The organism is Paenibacillus sp. NN59 (assembly GCF_057597225.1).
In genome coordinates, this window is sequence record NZ_CP199678.1 from 5,014,744 (window position 1) to 5,032,538 (window position 17,795).

The 17,795-nt window shown below is 47.5% G+C and carries 16 protein-coding genes and 1 pseudogene; 3 read left to right on the forward strand and 14 right to left on the reverse strand.

Going from position 1 to position 17,795, the window contains the following annotated elements:
* Positions 1 to 90: 90 nt before the first annotated feature.
* The 8 genes from glcT to ACT89M_RS21875 all read right to left on the reverse strand — a co-directional run bounded on the left by glcT (position 91) and on the right by ACT89M_RS21875 (position 9,356).
* Positions 91 to 945 carry a glucose PTS transporter transcription antiterminator GlcT gene (gene glcT / locus ACT89M_RS21840; protein ID WP_154887561.1) on the reverse strand — a complete coding sequence of 285 codons (855 nt, stop codon included), beginning with the start codon at positions 943 to 945 and terminating at the stop codon, positions 91 to 93.
* 167 nt (positions 946 to 1,112) lie between these two features.
* A complete protein-coding gene (gene floT, locus ACT89M_RS21845) occupies positions 1,113 to 2,666 on the reverse strand; it encodes a flotillin lipid rafts scaffold protein FloT (protein WP_090915488.1) in 1,554 nt (517 codons plus the stop codon).
* Positions 2,667 to 2,750: 84 nt separating this feature from the next.
* Positions 2,751 to 3,287, reverse strand: coding sequence for an NfeD family membrane protein (locus tag ACT89M_RS21850; protein ID WP_145332645.1), 537 nt, complete (start codon positions 3,285 to 3,287; stop codon positions 2,751 to 2,753).
* Between the two features lie 307 nt (positions 3,288 to 3,594).
* Positions 3,595 to 4,758: an iron-containing alcohol dehydrogenase gene (locus ACT89M_RS21855; RefSeq protein ID WP_154887559.1), complete on the reverse strand. Its 1,164-nt coding sequence runs from the start codon at positions 4,756 to 4,758 to the stop codon at positions 3,595 to 3,597.
* 92 nt (positions 4,759 to 4,850) lie between these two features.
* Entirely contained in the window at positions 4,851 to 5,381 is a 531-nt protein-coding gene (locus ACT89M_RS21860; RefSeq protein ID WP_154888541.1) for an MSMEG_1061 family FMN-dependent PPOX-type flavoprotein, read from the reverse strand.
* A 189-nt stretch (positions 5,382 to 5,570) separates the two neighbouring features.
* Positions 5,571 to 7,169 (reverse strand): UDP-glucose--hexose-1-phosphate uridylyltransferase, encoded by a 1,599-nt coding sequence (locus ACT89M_RS21865; RefSeq protein ID WP_154957988.1) that lies wholly within the window; start codon positions 7,167 to 7,169, stop codon positions 5,571 to 5,573.
* 14 nt (positions 7,170 to 7,183) lie between these two features.
* Positions 7,184 to 8,173 (reverse strand): UDP-glucose 4-epimerase GalE, encoded by a 990-nt coding sequence (gene galE / locus ACT89M_RS21870; protein ID WP_090915498.1) that lies wholly within the window; start codon positions 8,171 to 8,173, stop codon positions 7,184 to 7,186.
* 1 nt (position 8,174) lies between these two features.
* The gene (locus ACT89M_RS21875) at positions 8,175 to 9,356 is read right to left on the reverse strand and encodes a galactokinase (RefSeq protein WP_154887554.1); all 1,182 of its coding nucleotides are present in this window, start codon (positions 9,354 to 9,356) and stop codon (positions 8,175 to 8,177) included.
* A gap of 166 nt (positions 9,357 to 9,522) precedes the next feature.
* On the opposite strand from ACT89M_RS21875, the gene ACT89M_RS21880 reads away from it, so the two are divergent.
* Positions 9,523 to 10,491, forward strand: a complete 969-nt coding sequence (locus ACT89M_RS21880) for an AraC family transcriptional regulator (RefSeq protein ID WP_308723461.1) — start codon at positions 9,523 to 9,525, stop codon at positions 10,489 to 10,491.
* 84 nt (positions 10,492 to 10,575) lie between these two features.
* Here ACT89M_RS21880 and mgrA read toward each other — a convergent pair whose 3' ends face one another.
* From mgrA to ACT89M_RS21910, 6 genes are all read right to left on the reverse strand, one after another.
* Positions 10,576 to 11,592, reverse strand: a complete 1,017-nt coding sequence (gene mgrA / locus ACT89M_RS21885; protein WP_154888539.1) for an L-glyceraldehyde 3-phosphate reductase — start codon at positions 11,590 to 11,592, stop codon at positions 10,576 to 10,578.
* A 143-nt stretch (positions 11,593 to 11,735) separates the two neighbouring features.
* The gene (locus tag ACT89M_RS21890; RefSeq protein ID WP_154887550.1) at positions 11,736 to 12,476 is read right to left on the reverse strand and encodes an NAD-dependent protein deacylase; all 741 of its coding nucleotides are present in this window, start codon (positions 12,474 to 12,476) and stop codon (positions 11,736 to 11,738) included.
* A gap of 48 nt (positions 12,477 to 12,524) precedes the next feature.
* The gene (locus ACT89M_RS21895) at positions 12,525 to 13,292 is read right to left on the reverse strand and encodes an HAD family hydrolase (RefSeq protein ID WP_154887548.1); all 768 of its coding nucleotides are present in this window, start codon (positions 13,290 to 13,292) and stop codon (positions 12,525 to 12,527) included.
* Positions 13,293 to 13,319: 27 nt separating this feature from the next.
* Positions 13,320 to 14,096: an alpha/beta hydrolase gene (locus tag ACT89M_RS21900; RefSeq protein ID WP_261764473.1), complete on the reverse strand. Its 777-nt coding sequence runs from the start codon at positions 14,094 to 14,096 to the stop codon at positions 13,320 to 13,322.
* An 83-nt stretch (positions 14,097 to 14,179) separates the two neighbouring features.
* On the reverse strand, positions 14,180 to 14,845 hold the full coding sequence (locus ACT89M_RS21905) for a bifunctional 2-keto-4-hydroxyglutarate aldolase/2-keto-3-deoxy-6-phosphogluconate aldolase (RefSeq protein ID WP_090915508.1): 666 nt from the start codon (positions 14,843 to 14,845) through the stop codon (positions 14,180 to 14,182).
* A gap of 90 nt (positions 14,846 to 14,935) precedes the next feature.
* Positions 14,936 to 15,901 carry a sugar kinase gene (locus ACT89M_RS21910; RefSeq protein WP_154887546.1) on the reverse strand — a complete coding sequence of 322 codons (966 nt, stop codon included), beginning with the start codon at positions 15,899 to 15,901 and terminating at the stop codon, positions 14,936 to 14,938.
* 232 nt (positions 15,902 to 16,133) lie between these two features.
* Between ACT89M_RS21910 and ACT89M_RS21915 the strand changes: the two genes are divergently transcribed.
* Together ACT89M_RS21915 and ACT89M_RS21920 are read left to right on the forward strand one after the other, a co-directional pair.
* Entirely contained in the window at positions 16,134 to 17,174 is a 1,041-nt protein-coding gene (locus ACT89M_RS21915) for an acyltransferase family protein (protein WP_308723460.1), read from the forward strand.
* Between the two features lie 120 nt (positions 17,175 to 17,294).
* Positions 17,295 to 17,543 (forward strand): annotated as a pseudogene (locus tag ACT89M_RS21920) (KGG domain-containing protein); the annotation flags it as partial.
* Between the last annotated feature and the right edge of the window lie 252 nt (positions 17,544 to 17,795).

Genomic DNA, 17,795 nt, shown 5'->3' on the forward strand with positions numbered 1-17,795 from the left:
TGATTACGGTCACCATTGTAGCACCACTTCGAACGCATTGCAAGCCTTTACAGAAAAAAACGTAATTTTGCTAAAATTTCTGACATGATTTCACTTATTCTCTTCTTCTTTCCGTTGATTCAGCCGTTGCAGATGAATGGTTAAATAACCAACTTCTGCCGGATATACAGGTAGCTTTAAGCGCTTTTCCATCACTTTAGTGAGCTTCCATGCAAGCGAGTACATTTCGGGGTACTCTAATTTGAGCAAGGAATCCAGCTTGTGCAGTTCCTCCACCTTATCTCCGCGGCGCACACGTTCCAGGGCAAACCTAAGGTGAGTTAACAGACGGGAATAATCCAAAGACTGCGTTTCGAAGGAATAGTCGAGCTGGTCTGCAACCAGGTTCACCAGATCCGTAATTAATTGAGAATGCTCTCGTACTTGGGATATGTTCTGGTTCGTCATCGCGCTATAGATATGCAGAGCCACAAAACCAATCTCATCTTGACCGAGATCTACATCCATCTTTTCCTTAATTAAACGAACCGCATATTCGCCCATCCGATATTCATCAGGGTAAATTTCTCTTGTCTCATATAAAAAAGGATTTTGAATGATAATACCCTGCTCTTTGCGTTTCAGCGCAAAAGAGATATGATCTGTTAACGCAATATGAATATGTTCATTAAGCGGAACGTCCGTACGCTCTGCGATATACGTAATGACTTCGTTAATTATCTCGATCAAAGCTTCATCCACCTGCGGAAGAAGTTGCTTGTACTGCTCCTGCTCCTGTTGGTTTTTCAAAATAAACATCTTCTCCACAGCCGTCAGTGGGATGTCATCACTCGGCTTCCGGTTAAAGCCGATGCCCTTGCCGATGACCACAACTTCGCCGTGTTCAGGATGCTGTGCAATAATTACATTATTATTTAGTGCTTTATCTACATGCAGGCTGCTCATTTTTGCACCTCTTTTTTTCACACCATCTTGGATGTGTCTGACACATCTTCAAACCAAATCAAAAAAAACATCCGGAGCGGGCAAACCGCGCCGGACGTCTCGCTTAAAAAGTAACAAAAATTCGCCATAAGGTCAATAGACCAGCCATGTAATTAAGCTGCCATTTCTTACTCTTTACTATCGCTACGCTCTACAATGCTCTCGATAATAGGTGACGTCTGTTTTACTGATTCACTCGATTGCACAGCCACTGGTGTAGCTGTTTTCGATTTGGTCAATCCTTTGATCAGTTGTTCCACGTCGATGCCTGACACACTTTTCAACATCTCAGGTGCAGTAGCCATCAGTTCCGTGACGTAGTTGCTGACACGTGCAGCACCCTCGCCCTTACCTGTATCTACTACCGTCAACTTGTCAATCGAGGAGATTGGCTCAGCGATTTTACCAGCCAGTTCAGGCAACATTTTGACAATGATATCGAGTACCGCAGCTTCGCCAAACTTCTGGAACGCCTCAGCCAATTTTTCTTTGGCTTCCGCTTCGGCAAGACCACGCAGACGAATAACTTCTGCATCGGCTGTACCTTTTGCACGCTCTGCATCCGCAATGGCCTGACCTTCAAGTCGTTTCTGCTCAGCTGTTGCTTTGGCTTGGGTTTCGATGGAGTACTGCACTGCATCAGCTTCACGCATCCGTTTTGCTTTGTCCGCTTCCGCAGCCTGCTCAACAGCATAACGATCTGCTTCCGCTTTTTTCTTCACTTCCGCATCGTATTGTTTCTCACGCACCGTAATCTCTTTTTCCTGCAAGTCAATCTCACGTTCTTTACGTACGAGTTCTACTTTCATCTGCTCTTCTACAACCGTTTGTCTTGCGCGTGCTTCATGGATATGATACGCCTGATCCGCTTCCGCCTTGGCTGTATCCTGATCACGTTTAAAGGCCGCGACCTTCAATTCTTTCTCTTTGGCTGCCTCAGCAATGTTGGTATCACGCAGCAACTCAGCCTTCTGCCCTTGTTCTTCGGCATTTGCCTTCTGAATCCGTGCATCCCGCATCGCTTCCGCTTCGGCAATTTCAGCATCACGTTTCACAGCTGCGATTCTTGGTTTACCGAGTGCATCCAAGTACCCTTGTTTATCACGGACATCCTTAATGGTAAAGGAAACGATCTGCAGCCCCATCTTTTTCAGATCCCGTGCGGCCACGCCTTGAACCTCTTGAGCAAAACGATCTCTGTTCCGATATACCTCTTCCACCGTCATCGTACCGAGAATGGCCCGTAAATGCCCCTCCAGCACTTCCTGGGCTTCTCCCCTCAGCGCGTCAACCGGTTTGCCGATAAATTGCTCAGCAGCCGTTGCAACGTCTTCTACAGCGCTTCCGACCTTGATGATCGCCACCCCGTCAGCAATAACAGGAACACCCTGTTCCGTGTATACTTCAGGCGTGGAGACATCGAGCTTGTGTGAAAGCAACGAAATAAATTCAGATTGCTGGAACACAGGCAGGATGAACGCACCGCCGCCGCGCACGATTTTGATTTTACGTCCTGACTCATCTTCCGAAATATTTTTGCTACCCAAGAATGAACCGGTTACAATCATCGCTTCGTCGGGACCGACCGTTTTGTATCTCGCCCAGAAAGCTAAACCCAGAATCAAAATTACACCAACAACCACAACAGGAATTAACAACACATCCCAATCCAGATTACCCATTCACATCTCTCCCCTTGTCTCGTAAGTATTAAAAATCATTCTGCTACCGTCAGTTCCCCCGCATTATTAGGAAATTTCACTGACCTAGACATCCTTAAGTACATCTTCTTCCCACTCGGATACGCGCAATACTCCGTCCACCACATCAATGACAACCACTCGTGCCCCCGCCGCAATGGGTAGCTGTTCGAAGCTGGACGCTGTCTGAATGGTGTTACCAGATGCAAAACGAATCATGACTTCACCAAATCCGTTTGCCGGTATCGGAATCGTGATTTCACCAATTTTGCCCGCTAACTCCTTCATGGAGAAAGCAATTGAAACGTCACTGTTACGCATCGGCTTGATATATGCGAAAAATACCAGCATGGCTGCAGCAATACCGATCAGCAGGGATAAGATCAGATTCGACATCACACTAAGAGAGCTGTACCGCGTCAGTAGTATGCCTGCTCCACCAAAAGCAGTGATGGATCCCGCCAGTACAACAGGTTTAAAAAAATCAACACCAGGCATTTCGAAAGCACCATCCAGCAAACCGTCAATCAAGTCACCTAGCACCAGACTCACGATGGCAAAAACGGCACCTCCGATGAGACACCCCCAATAGATTGCTTCCATCCCCTCTTCCTCCTCTCCGCTGCAATTTCTCCCAACTGTGCATTCCACATGTAAATAAATACGTACATCCAGGCAAAATGTTTCAAAATCTTCCCTGAGTTGTATTGAGAAGCCGCTAATGGGTATTAGCATCATAATATTCAGGAATGCTCCATTTTTCTCTTCCATGCCAATTCACGGTGTGGAATCATAGAAGTGATTCACAGTAGTCCAGACATGAAAAAACGCAAGCCTCCAACAGGAGACTTGCGTTTATTATCAGTATTCCAATGGATATTAAGCTTACATGCCAAGCTTCTTAATTCACTTACAGCGAAGCTTTGTAGATGGATACCACATCTTCACGTTGCAACTTTTTAAAGTTACCGAACGGCCCAAACAGCATCGCTTTATCCGCCATAACCTCAATCTGACTGTCATCAATATCATAGTCGGCCAGACGGTTTGGTGCACCAATGGATGTCCAGAACTTGCTGAGTGCATCAATACCTTCCTCGGCAATCTGTCTGTCGGATTTACCTTCAGGGTTCACGTCAAACACGTTGATCGCAAGACGTTTGAAACGATCTACCTTCACATCAAGGTTATGTCTCATCCAGTGTGGGAACAGAATTGCAAGTCCACCACCATGCGGGATGTCGTAGACCGCAGATACCGCATGTTCAATATTGTGCGTTGCCCAGTCTCCTGCAAGTCCCATGTTCAACACGCCATTAAGTGCCATTGTTCCGCAATACAGAATCGTCTCACGAAGTTCATAGTTCTCCAGGTCATCCACCAAACGAGGAGCTGCTTCCATTACTGTACGCAGAATCGTCTCGCAGAAGCCGAGTTGAACAGGCGTGTTCGGATCCAGATGGAAATAATGCTCCAATACGTGAGACATCATGTCCACCATACCGTATACCGTTTGATCCTTCGGTACCGTGTATGTATTTACGGGATCAAGAATGGAGAATGCAGGGAATGAATGCGCACTGCCCCATCCGAGTTTCTCTTGTGTTTCTTGGTTTGTGATTACGGAACCGGAGTTCATCTCTGAACCAGTAGCCGCCATGGTAAGCACTGTGCCGAGTGGAAGCGCGTCTTGTGCAACAGCTTTACGCTGTGCAAAGTCCCACATGTCTCCATCATATTTGGCTCCAACGGCAATCGCTTTGGCGCAATCAAGCACACTACCGCCACCAACAGCCAGAATGAGCTCAATACCGTTAGTTTTACACAAGTCCACGCCCTTATGTACAGTGGATAGACGCGGATTCGGCTCCACACCTGCGAGCTCCGTTACTTCTGCTCCGATTTCCTTGAGCAAACCGAGCACTTGCTCATACAGTCCGCTGCGTTTGATGCTTCCACCGCCATATACAAGCAGAACCCGTTTGCCGTATTTCGGCACCTCGGTTTTCAGCGCTTCGAGCTGGCCTTTACCGAAGATTAGACGAGTCGGGTTATAAAATTGAAAAGATCTCATGATCTATAATCGCCTCCAATGGAGTTTAGTTTTTAGTGCAACCTCAATTATAGTACCCCTTTTATAGAAAAACAAATCGATAGCCGCTCACTTTAGTTCAATCCGTTGATCTTCAGATGTGCTTGAAGAAGTTCATTCACGGATGGCAACTCTTCGGATTTCGCCCATGTTGCAGCGTCCCATAACCCTGCCTGATTGAAAGCCCGCGGACAATGGATGAAACATTCCTCGACTTCAACAATGACGGCTGCTCCAATCGTTTTACCACTCCAGTTCATGCTTGCGATGAATTCTTCATCCTTTGTGATCCGAGCTGTTCCATTGATACGCAACACTTCATTTAATCCCGGAATCACAAACAACATGCCCACGCCCGGATCTGACAAGATGTTCAACAAGGAATCGATTCGGCGATTTCCTGGACGTTCCGGGTACACCAGTCTATAAGAATCAAATACACGGACAAAGCCGGGTTCATCCCCACGCGGTGATACATCACATTTTCCATCCTGATCCGAAGTGGACAAGAAGAACAAGGGTGACTTCGTGATAAAATTTTGAACATGCGAATCCACAAACGGGATTACTTTATTGCGCACACGTTCGCTGGATTCTCCAACCATGCTTTTAAGTTCCTTGGCATCTGAAATAAATGGAAGATTAAGCGGCTGCTTTTTCAAATAAATCGTCCCCTTTTCCTTATGTAGTGTGGGTCATTCTAACTGTTCTTCTTTCGTTCCTTACTCTATTATACATCTCGAACCATGCCAAAAAGCACCCGTTCACAATTGAACGGATGCCAAATGGTCTTCCTACTCTGTATAGCCCATGCTACTTACGAAGCGACGGAATGCTTGACGTCCAGCTTCATCATGTTTGTACACACCTGCATGTTCCAGAATTTTGGAGAATTTCAAACCTACCTGCTGTTGTACAAGTGTAACCGCTTCTTCCTTCGTCAAGCTGGAGCCATGCTCCTGCTTCAACTCTTCTGTCCACGGTACATGTTTGTTCAGCTCGTGATCCGCTGCCTGGGCAGCTTCTGCAAGCTGTGTATCACCCGCCAAGATGTCGGCAATGCCATCCAGCTCTTGCTTCAGGCGTCCCGGCAAAATAGCCAGTCCCATGACTTCGATCAAGCCGATATTCTCTTTTTTCAAATGGTGCATTTCACGGTGTGGATGGAAAATCCCTTCCGGATGCTCGTCATTTGTACGGTTGTTACGCAACACGAGATCCATCTCAAAACCGCCATCCGCACTACGGCGAACAATCGGAGTTACCGTATTGTGAGGTACCTTTTCCCCATCGATCTCACTAAAAGCTTCGATCGCTACTGCGGAGTCACTGTAGACTTTCCACGCTTCATAGACCGCGTTACCCGCTTCTAGCAATTCCGCAGGATCATGTGAATGCAGACGCATCACGGACATCGGCCATTTGACAAGGCTAAGTGTCAGCCCTGGTGCATCCGCATGACGGAAGACCGCCTCTGGCTGTGCGTTTTGAATGGCAAACGTATGACGTCCACCCTGGAAGTGGTCATGGGTCAGAATGGAACCGCCCACGATTGGAAGATCGGCGTTAGACCCGATAAAGTAATGCGGATATTCCTGAACAAAGGCAAGCAGTCTGCGCAAGGTATCCTTCGTCAGTTTCATCGGCACATGATCATGATGGAAAATAATGCAGTGCTCGTTGTAGTACACGTACGGCGAGTATTGGAACAACCACGGCTCATTGTTAAGCTGTAGCGGAATGACACGCAGATTCTGGCGAGCCGGGTGATTCACCCGACCAGCATAACCTACATTTTCACGACACAGCTGACATTTCGGATATACCGGAGGTGGAAGCAATTTCGCCATAGCGATTTCCTTTGGACTCTTCTCCGGCTTCGAAAGGTTGATCGTGATCTCCATCTCGCCATAAGCGGTATCCTGCGTCCAATAGACGTTCTTGGATACGCGATCCATTCGGATGTAGTTCGAGTTAATGGATAAGTCATAAAATTGCGATGTTGCCGCCTCGATACCTTCCGTTTTCTCCTTATCACGGAAAGCACGCACAACTTCTGAAGGGCGCGCCATCAGATGACCCATAATTTTCGCATCCAGCAGGTCACGGAAGGTATCGCTATTTTCAGGAATGAGTCCAATCGTATATCCATAGTCAATGAGAGTGTCCAGCATGGTCTGTGGACTATCAGGAACTGTAGCATGCAATTCACCGGCATAAGGCTCCGAGAATCCGAACTGTTCCATCAGCAGGTTGCGACTGTAATCATAGTCCGCTTCCTCGATCAATTTTTTCTGTAAGGCAAATTCGACCAGACGCTCAATGGCATGCAGTGCTTCCTGCTGCTCGGGTGTACGCTCTGTGGCCTCTGCTCCAGGTTGAGTCTGTGACATAAGATGTTCGCCTCCTAGTTTTTTCCGTAGCCTTCAGGGCGTGATTGATGCCAGTTCCATGCGCTTTGAATGACATCTTCGAGATTTGTCCATTTTGGGTTCCAACCCAGAACGGATCTTGCTTTCGCAGAAGATGCCACCAGCACAGCCGGGTCACCTGCACGACGTGGTTCCTGAACAACCGGAATATCCAGGCCTGTTACTTTTTTAGCGGTTTCGATCACTTGTTTTACCGAGAATCCAGTGCCGTTACCCAGGTTGAACACGTTGCTGTTCTCCCCTTTGCGCAAGTAATCCACTGCACGCAGATGCGCATCAGCCAGATCACTAACGTGGATATAGTCGCGGACACATGTGCCATCCTCTGTTGCATAGTCATCTCCGAATACAGCGATATGCGAACGTTGTTTCAGTGCCGTTTGCAATACAAGCGGAATCAAGTGACTTTCCGGCTGGTGATCTTCACCGATTTTGCCACTTTCGTGTGCACCGGCTGCATTGAAGTAACGCAGGGAAACGTATTTGATATCCTGCACTTTGTCGAACCAGGACATCATGCGCTCCATCATCAATTTGGTTTCACCATATACATTCGTAGGCTCCGTACGGTCGCTCTCTTCGATCGGCACTTTCTCAGGCTCACCATAAGTTGCTGCTGTAGATGAGAAGACGATGCGACGTACATTCGCTGCATTCATTGCTTCAAGCAGGCAAAGTGTGCCGAATACGTTATTATCGTAGTATTTAGCCGGTTCTTTCATGCTCTCGCCGACGAGCGAGTTCGCCGCAAAGTGAATGACAGCATCAATTGAATTTTCCGCGAACAGTTTCGTCAAGATTTCCTTGTCACGCAAATCACCTTCATACAACTTACCGCCAAGCAATGCCTCGCGATGTCCTGTTTGCAAGTTATCCAGTACAACGACTTCTTCGCCACGTTCGAGCAATGCCGCCACCGTATGAGATCCAATATATCCTGCTCCACCTGTCACCAAAATTGCCATTTTACTTCGCCTCCTTGAGTTCGTTAACACCTTCGCCTACACCACATACATAGAAATCACCTTTGAGACCGGTGCGTGCTTCATATGCTGCACCCACTTCACTCACAAAACGTTCCACATCATTCTCATGTACCAGAGACACCGTACATCCACCAAAACCTGCACCCGTCATACGTGCACCCAGTGTTCCTGGAATCCGCTGCGCTTCCTCAACCATGACATCCAGCTCGTTGCAGCTAACTTCATACAAATCACGCAACGATTCATGTGAAGCATTCATCAACTGTCCAAACGTCTGCAAGTCATTGTTCTGCAGCGCTTCTACGGATGCAAGTACTCGTGCATTTTCTTCTACAACGTGCTGGGCACGCTGTCTGACTTTCTCATCCTTGAGCTGATCCTGTAAAGTGTCAAACTGCTCTGGCTTTAATTGAGCCAGGTAATTCAGTGCAGGCAGCTGTTCCTTCAAAATGGCAAGTGCCTGCTCGCATTGAGAGCGCCGCTCATTGTAAGCCGAATCAACTAAACCACGGCGTTTGTTTGTGTTACCGATAATCAGTTTGTAAGCACCTGTACGGAAAGGAACCTTCTCGTACTCCAGCGTATCACACATCAGCAGAATCGCATGATCCTTCGCCCCGTTGGCTACAGCAAACTGATCCATGATGCCGCAGTTGACACCAACAAACTCATTCTCTGCTTTCTGGGACAAAAGCGCAAGTTCCACGGTGTCAATGCCGAGTACCCCTTCCATGGATTGAATCGCATACCCGGTGAGAACCTCCAGAGATGCTGATGAGGAAAGTCCTGCGCCATTTGGTATTTCACCGTGGTAGAGGAAATCATACCCTCTCGTCACTTGCACACCTTTGCCTTGCAGCTGTACCATGACGCCTACCGGGTAGTCCGTCCACTCCCCCGTTTTCTCCTGACCAATGGAGGCTCTGTCCAGAGTCCCCTCGTAAGCCATATTGGTAGAAGCCAGCTGTAATGCGTTATCCGTACGTTCACGAATGAGCAAGGTTGTGCCAAACTCAAGCGCGGCCGGGAGCACATAACCACCGTTGTAGTCGATATGTTCACCAATCAGATTCACACGCCCAGGGGCATGGAATACACGGATGTCCGCTCCACTTTCTCCGTACCTCTCAATAAACTTTTGTTGCAAATCAGTTACATTCAAAGCTGATGCACCTCGCCTCTTTGTTGTGGTTTTCTTAATGTTATTATACAAGGAAGTGATCTCTGTTAAAATGAAACCATGTGTGATTCATATGGATAAATGTGACCTTTAATCATATAATGAATCTAACGACTGAAGCTCTAATCAACGGAAAGAAGGATTTCACATGAAAGATTACAAAACAAATCCGGCAGAAACATCCCATAACACAACAGGTTCATCCAGTTCGTCTAGCTCCAGGCCCTCACAGGAAACAGCCGTAAGCAAAAGCGGAGCACTTAGTTATTCGGTTGCCTCCAATCCCACCTATGATAACCGAGGGGCACTTCATGTCCTGTTTGCTGGTGCAAGCCAGACTCTCCCTGGACATGCACTTGGACCGAAGCTATATGATTATTATCTTTTGCATTATGTAGAAAGAGGAGCCGGCACGTTCCGTACGGAGCTGCACACCTACGATCTCGCCGCAGGTGATTGTTTTTTGATCCATCCGGGACAACTGGTAAGCTACCAGTCCCATAACCGCAAGCCGTGGCAATACCGCTGGATTGCCTTTACAGGCAGTGAAGCTGCCGGGCACGTCGAACAGGCCGGGTTTAGGCCCGAGAAATCGGTTTTTCATGCTGGTACAGCCTGTGACATATCCAACTGGTTGTCGGTCATGCAGGACGCTTTTGCCGAGCGAAAAGAAAGCGCCCATTATACATCACTCGGTACACTGTACATGATTTTAGCCGAGGCCCAGACCCATCTCACCGAGGGACAGACATTAACATCAGGAGAATCCTCCATCCGGCGGACGGTAAAACAGATGATTCAATATATGTCCACGCAGTACGCTTACCCTGTATCCATTGAACAAATGTCGGAGAGTCTCGGATATAATCGTGCATATCTCTCGCGTATTTTCAAACAGGAAACCGGACTCACCCCTGTAACCTATTTGTTGAAACTGCGGATCGACAAGTCACGTCAATTGCTTCGGGAACGGCCGGACTTGTCCATTGAACAGGTATCTGCTTCTGTTGGTATGCCTGACGCTCTGTATTTTTCCCGTCAATTCAAACGTTTCCACGGCGAAGCCCCCACTCTCTATCGGGAGAAACTGCTTGCGCGTCCATCACGCTCAAAATAAAAAAAGTGCATCTTGCCTTTATGGCTAAGATGCACTTTTTGTGTATGATTTATTTCTGAACACTACCCTAATATGGGACAGGTTCTAATCTTTGTTTTTATTCGTAGACTCTGGTCTCAAAATGGATTCAATCCGCTCCAGTTCCTCCGTGGAAAACTCCAGCTGACTAAGCGCAGCTACGTTCTCTTCAATCTGAGACGGACGGCTTGCGCCAATTAGCGCAGACGTGACTCTTCCATTGCGCAGTACCCATGCCAGTGCAAACTGGGCAAGACTCTGACCACGGGATGCCGCAATCTGATTCAGAGCACGTACCTTACGAAGTGTTTCGGGAGAGATATTATTTTCATTTAAAAATACAGAAGGACCTTTGGCACGGGAATCTTCTGGAATGCCATTCAAATATTTGTTCGTAAGCACACCTTGCTCCAATGGACAGAACGCAATACTGCCTGCTCCGTATTCGTCCAGCACATCCTGAAGTCCATCTTCAATCCAGCGATCCAGCATGGAATACCTTGGTTGATGAATCAGCAATGGCGTACCTAAGCTTTTCAAGATCTCTGCCGCCTGTCTCGTTTGCTCTGCAGGATAATTGGAGATACCAACATAAAGTGCCTTGCCGGAACGAACCATATGATCAAGTGCCATCATTGTTTCTTCCAGCGGCGTATCTGGATCATAACGGTGTGAATAAAATATATCCACATAATCCAGTCCCATTCGTGTAAGGCTCTGATTCAGGCTGGATATCAAGTATTTGCGAGAACCCCACTCACCATAAGGTCCTGGCCACATATAATATCCGGCTTTGGTGGAGATAATCAGTTCATCCCGGTATGGTTTCAGATCCTGAGCCAACACCTGACCAAACAGTTGCTCTGCTGAACCTGCAGGTGGGCCATAATTGTTAGCCAGATCAAAATGTGTAATGCCGAGATCAAATGCACGTGTAATCATGTTGCGTCCATTCTCTACACTGTTAATTCCACCAAAATTATGCCACAGTCCAAGTGAAATCGCTGGCAACTTGAGGCCGGAACGTCCCACGCGGTTATATTTCATCGTTTCATAGCGTGTTTCAGCAGCTACATAGACCATCATGAATCCCTTCTTTCCACAGGTTCGCGCATCCTGTATCCAAGCCTTAGCCGGAGGATGCAGTAATTCAGTCCATTTTTATAAGGCATAAGTTACTTCACAACCTTGGTTACCCAATAAGCTGATTCACTAACAACCTTAAGTTAACCAATAAGCTGGTCTACACCCTTCATTACCTCGCCAATCGGCTCTGTAATCAACAAGTCTGCCCGATGATCGTAAGCGGTTGGTGTGGCATTGAGCAGAACGGTGTGTTTTCCCTGAAAATACGTAATTAATTGAGCTGCTGGATATACCGTCAACGAAGTCCCACCTACAAGCAATAAATCTGCTGAAGACAGGGCGTCGATGGCATGATACAACGTTGCCTGATCCAGTTCTTCTTCGTACAAAACTACATCTGGCTTGACCACACCTCCGCATGACGAGCAACGAGGTACAACCTCTTTCGATTGCATAATGTCATGCAGCGAATAGAACTGCTTGCAATCCATGCAAGCATTGCGATGAACCGAACCATGAAGCTCCAGCACATGACTGCTGCCTGCCTTTTGATGCAAACCATCGATGTTTTGCGTAATGACAGCGTGAAGTTTACCTTTCTGCTCCAGCCTGGCAAGTAAACGATGACAACCATTCGGTTCCGCATCGGGATGAAGCATTTTCCCCCGGTAAAAGTCATAAAAAATATCAGCGTGCTGATCAAAAAAATGTCGGCTTAACAGTTCCTCTGGAGGATAAGGGGAGTGCTGCTCCGTCTGGTACAGTCCCGCAGCCGAGCGAAAGTCGGGAATCCCGCTTTCCGTTGAAGTTCCGGCTCCTCCGAAAAAAACAATGCGTGAACTTTCCTGAATCCAGGCAGCCAGTTGCTCTGTTGCGTTCATCCTCTCTCCTCCTTTGATTTCCTTATACATACGAACATAGCGCAGGATCTATAACACAATACCTAACTCATCATAATGACGAATGACGGCGTCCGCATCATGCAAATGCGCACTCTGGTCCGATGGAAGACAGTACCCCAAAGTATATGTTGCTCCTGCATGGCGGCCCATTTGCATATCACCGTTGCTGTCTCCAATGACTACAGCCTCATGAGGCTCAACCGCTAATTCCCGGCAAGCCAGCAGGAATGATTCACCATCGGGTTTGCCGCGCGTTACCCGGTCACAGCCTACAATCGAACTGAAAAAGGAACGGATGCCCATCCAGTCCAGATGTGTCTCAGCCGCTAATGTACTGTCGGAAGTCACCACTGCAAGCTGAATGCCTGCTTCCTTACAACGTTGTAGTAAATCCAGTAATCCAGGCATGGGTTCAGCGGATTTCCGCTCTCTTACAGACTTCATCGCTATACTTGAAAACTGGCGTATCGTTGTAATAGCTTCGTTCCATGGCGTACCCGTAGCATAGAGCTGACCTGCCAGCCAGCCGTTACATTCATCTACAGTTGCAATGGCAAGCGGCCCTTGCACATCGTAGCCGCTGAGATGACCTTCCGAATCGTGAACCGTACCCAGCACATGTTCGAGTTCCACGGTAAAAGAGGCATCACGTTCTCGCATCCATGCTTGCATTTGCACGAGCATACTCTCGGCCCAAGGACCCCATAATTGAAGAAAATCCAGCAAGGTGCCATCTTTGTCAAACAGAATTGCCCTGCAGGGGATCTTCTCTCCCTGCACCTGTAGCAAAGCCACTCACCCTCACCTCCGCTGAAAAATAGACTACTTGATGGTATCTAACCAAGATAACAACGTTTTGACCGTCTGCTTCAACTGATCCTCTTCACTAATTGATGGCTCACCGTCACCCTTCTGATGACCATAGTCACCAAACTGAGCGTGGTTCCCTCCTTCAACGGTGTAATACACGGTATCTGGTGGCAAATACATGCGTCCAGCCTGATACTTGGTCATATTCACAACTCCATCATTCGTGCCGAGAATGGATAAGGCCGGAATATCCAGCTTCTGCACACTTCCTTTTTCATCCGGATAGGACGCCAGGAAAAAAATGCCGTGAAGGGCATCCGGATGTGCCACTACATATCGTGCAGCCATGGAGCCACCTAACGAGTGACCACCCATGACGAACTGCTCTTCAGGGTATGCTGCCAAAATATCATCGGCCAGATCGGGTTTGATTACAGCCAAATTTACCGGCATCTTAGCAATAATGGTATGATGACCAGCTGCAGCGAGCTCATGAGCAAGAGGAGCATAACTTTCTGGTTTAACTAATCCGCCAGGATAGAAAAGTATACTTTTTCCGTTTGCTTTAGGTTTATCCGGCTTAAAATCGATCCAATTCTCCTGCTCACTGACGGTAACCCCGCCGGATGTTTCCATCGCAGCCTGCGCTGCTTCCTGTGGGCCATAAGGCGTGAGCAACTTCCATGCAACATATCCGCAACCAATAACAATGAGCGCCAAAAGTACGAGCAAAAACTTGCCAATGCCCCTCTTCTTGCGCCCCGTATTATAACGATTTCTCAACATCATTCACCTTTCTACACTTCCGCAAATTACCGCGGCTTATGGAAGCGGGAGCCCGCTTGTCGCAGGCTCCCTTCCATCTTGAAACATTATTCAGCCTTGGCTTTGCGATAAGCTTCCATATATTGTTCCGCTTTGCGGCGGACATGACTCAAATCTCCCGTCTTCACAGCTTCCGACGTCAGGTCAGAGCCGATCCCGACAGCTACTGCTCCACCTTTGATCCACTCACCAAGATTGGACAAAGATACACCGCCTGTTGGCATGAAGTTCGCCTGTGGCATAGGGCCTTTCATCGTTTTGATAATGGATGGATCATACAGGTTGCCAGGGAACAGCTTGATAATATCCACGCCAAGCTCCAGTGCACGCTGCACGTCAGCAATGGTCATGACACCCGGCAAGATCGGCACACGATACAAATTACACATCTGAACGGTCTCAGGGTTAAGAGATGGTCCTACGACAAACTCGGCACCTGACATAATCGCAGCTCTCGCCGTTTGCGCCTCAAGCACAGTTCCTGCGCCAATAATCGCGAATTTCTCCGGATCTTGCGTATTCCAATGATACACACGGCTTAATTTTTCGATCGCTTTGAGCGCACCCGGAACGGTCATCGTAATTTCGATAACCTTGATCCCACCCGCGATTGCCTGCTCGGCCATAGCAATGACCTGGTCAGCTGAATCTGCGCGCAGAACCGCCACCACACCATTGTCCGTCATCTTTTGCAACAGTTGAAGCTTCTTCATTTCATTCTCTCCCTTGTTCATGTGGTGGTTGTGTATACAAACTTTACATTTTTAAAGAACGAAGATGAGTCATCCTGATTTTAACGCGACTTAACGCTCAACGTGAGCAACATTATTCAACTTGGCCTCGACCTGTGCCCATGTCGGGAGTGCTTCCCAATCCCCGACGGCCTGAATAACCATTGATCCGTTCAAATTACCAAGTCGGGTCGCTTCCTGCGGAGTGTATCCCTTTAACAGACCAGCTAAAAAACCTGCACAGAATCCGTCTCCAGCTCCGACAGTATCAAGAACTTGATCTGCTTTAAAGTACGGAACTTCCGTTAGGGTACCATCCGCAAGTACGTAGGTCAAATCAGGCCCACCCTTAACAATGCACACGGCATCCATGGCAGCTAAGCGTTCAAGCACCTTCTCATCGCTTTCTTCGTTATATAACAGTTTCATCTCATCCAAACCTGGTAAAAAGTAGTCAGCCTGTTCTGCCAAACGCAGCAACACAGGGCGAGCCTTCTCTGCTGACCATAGCTTGAGGCGCAGATTTGGATCGAAGCTCACTTTCACCCCCGCCTGCTTGGCAATATGTATGGCGGCTTCAACCGTGGAAAGTCCTGAATCGCTGATGGCTGCAGTAATACCTGTGACATGCAAAATCTTGGCCCCGGCAATATATTCCGGATCAAGATCATCCGGTGTCATCGCACTCGCCGCGGATAACTTCCTATAATAATGCACCGAGGCTTTCCCGGAAGCGTTCTCACGAATCATCAGACCTGTAGGTTCATGATCACTTAATTTGGCCCGGGATACATCTACACCTTCGCCGCGAATGGCTTTCAGAATCATGTTACCGATCGGATCGTTACCGAGCCGTCCAAACCAGCCGCTGGTATGTCCAAGGCGTGCTACGCCAATGGCCAGATTGCTTTCGGCACCTCCGAACGTCTTGTCCAGTGTAGCTGCATATTCAAGCCCTCTCGTATCTCTGGCCGTCAGCAACCCCATACTCTCCCCGAATGTAATAATATCAGGGCTTTGAAAGGGACTCGTTGACATATTGCCTTCCTCCTTAATATTGACTACCTCATCTTCTTCTACCATTGTCATCCCGTATGCAACCGTTGTCAATCCCGAAGCATTCTTTTTGTTGTCACATCTTTGAGAAAAGATAACGTTTACTAATGTGAATTAAATCACAATCATTAAAGTGAATCCATATTAACCTTAGTACAGATGTATATAACGAATGCAGATAAACTTTTAATGAAGTTTTCGAGGGGGCTACATCATGAGAAAACAGATACTGATTCAACATGATCAGGAATCTTTCTTTTACAATCTTCGCTTTATGTTAATTGTGTGCGTACTTGCGGGAAATGCACTGGAACCACTCATTACTCGCTTTGCCGGAGCAGAGGCATTGTTTCTGTGGATTTATACGTTTCATATGCCACTGTTCGTTTGGGTGACCGGATATTTTGCCAAACCTTCTATCCAGGGTGCCTCGGGGCGCAACGTGCTGAAACAGATTGCACTACAATATCTTCTGTTCCAAACGTTATATGCATTGATGGATGCGACCGTGTTTCATACACCACATATGCGCTTATCCTTCTTTGCACCGTACCTGTTGCTATGGTTCCTTGCCAGCCATTTCTGCTGGAGGTTACTTGTCCGTCTCACTATCTCTTGGAAACCTGTATATCGGTTGATTGCTTCAATCGCACTGGGAGTCATTGCCGGTTACTTGCCTGTCGACGGTTTTTGGCTCAGTTGCAGCCGCACCTTTGTATTTCTTCCATTCTTCGTAATTGGATATGACTATGGTTCAGCCATCCGTGCACGCCTGCTCCCAGGCTGGGGCCGTAGAGTAGCCGGAATCCTATCTGTTGCTCTGCTGGTCTATATTGCATATGGCGGTTTAAACATTCCGCAAGGATGGCTGTTTGGAAGCAAAACTTATGCAGAACTGGGGCATCAGGAGTGGTATGCCGGGATTTTCCGGCTTGGCGTGTACCTGCTGGAGATCATCTCCGCTACGCTTTTCCTTGCCTGGGTTCCGAACTTGACCTCCAAACTGACAGACCTGGGGCGTCGTACTTTGTACGTCTTCCTTTTACACGGATTTCTTGTACGGCTTGCAATCTGGTCAGGGATCTACAGTTATATGGGTAGCGCACTCTTCATCCCGGTTATCCTTGGTATTGCTGTGCTCTTCTCGGTTACTCTGGCTCACCCTCTTGTACGGCATACCTTTAAAGTACTCATTGAGCCGGACATCTCCCGGATTTCAATTCATCGACATGGTTTTTTCAAACGTTCTGCTTGAGATTTAACTCACTCCTATTATCCAACCGTTTCCATTTAAGTTGTTTCATGCTGGAAAAACCGTGGTAATTCAGCATACACGATGCAAAAAACAACTTATCATGGTAAGGAGTGATTTGTAATGGCACAAGGGCAGACATCAGAACGCAAGATGAGCAGAGAAGAAGCCGGAAGGTTAGGCGGGAAAGCTACATCAAGAAACCATGATCGGAGCTTCTACCAGACGATTGGTAAAAAAGGTGGCGAAGCGACTTCGGACGCTCATGATGCAGATTTTTACAAGGAAATCGGACGTAAGGGCGGCGAAGCGACTTCCGAAAACCATAGCAAGGAATTTTATCGCGAAATCGGTCGCAAAGGCGGAAGTAGTTAACTGAGAGCTTATAAAAGACGTATACCATTCAAAGCGAACCTCGCTTTAACTTAATTCAGAAGCCAAACTCCATGTTAATGGAATGTGGCTTCTTTTCTATATGTCTATTGATTGTAGAAATATGACGATGGTTGTGATAGACTCTATAGAAAAACCGGGTGTTCACGGGTTTAAAGCAGCAAAGAAATTCACAAACTACGGGGAGCCAGACACCAGCCCACGGGTTATTTTTTAGAGTACGGATGAAAT

Bases quoted from the DNA above. Each gene is read 5' to 3' on its own strand.
- ACT89M_RS21905 (WP_090915508.1), bottom strand. From the start codon at position 14,845: ATGAAGAAGCTTCAACTGTTGCAAAAGATGACGGACAATGGTGTGGTG.
- ACT89M_RS21860 (WP_154888541.1), bottom strand. From the start codon at position 5,381: ATGGTTGGAGAATCCAGCGAACGTGTGCGCAATAAAGTAATCCCGTTT.
- glcT (WP_154887561.1), bottom strand. From the start codon at position 945: ATGAGCAGCCTGCATGTAGATAAAGCACTAAATAATAATGTAATTATT.
- mgrA (WP_154888539.1), bottom strand. From the start codon at position 11,592: ATGGTCTATGTAGCTGCTGAAACACGCTATGAAACGATGAAATATAAC.
- ACT89M_RS21850 (WP_145332645.1), bottom strand. From the start codon at position 3,287: ATGGAAGCAATCTATTGGGGGTGTCTCATCGGAGGTGCCGTTTTTGCC.
- galE (WP_090915498.1), bottom strand. From the start codon at position 8,173: ATGGCAATTTTGGTGACAGGTGGAGCAGGATATATTGGATCTCATACG.
- ACT89M_RS21910 (WP_154887546.1), bottom strand. From the start codon at position 15,901: ATGTCAACGAGTCCCTTTCAAAGCCCTGATATTATTACATTCGGGGAG.
- ACT89M_RS21900 (WP_261764473.1), bottom strand. From the start codon at position 14,096: ATGATGTTGAGAAATCGTTATAATACGGGGCGCAAGAAGAGGGGCATT.
- ACT89M_RS21880 (WP_308723461.1), top strand. From the start codon at position 9,523: ATGAAAGATTACAAAACAAATCCGGCAGAAACATCCCATAACACAACA.
- ACT89M_RS21890 (WP_154887550.1), bottom strand. From the start codon at position 12,476: ATGAACGCAACAGAGCAACTGGCTGCCTGGATTCAGGAAAGTTCACGC.
- floT (WP_090915488.1), bottom strand. From the start codon at position 2,666: ATGGGTAATCTGGATTGGGATGTGTTGTTAATTCCTGTTGTGGTTGTT.
- ACT89M_RS21865 (WP_154957988.1), bottom strand. From the start codon at position 7,169: ATGTCACAGACTCAACCTGGAGCAGAGGCCACAGAGCGTACACCCGAG.
- ACT89M_RS21915 (WP_308723460.1), top strand. From the start codon at position 16,134: ATGAGAAAACAGATACTGATTCAACATGATCAGGAATCTTTCTTTTAC.
- ACT89M_RS21855 (WP_154887559.1), bottom strand. From the start codon at position 4,758: ATGAGATCTTTTCAATTTTATAACCCGACTCGTCTAATCTTCGGTAAA.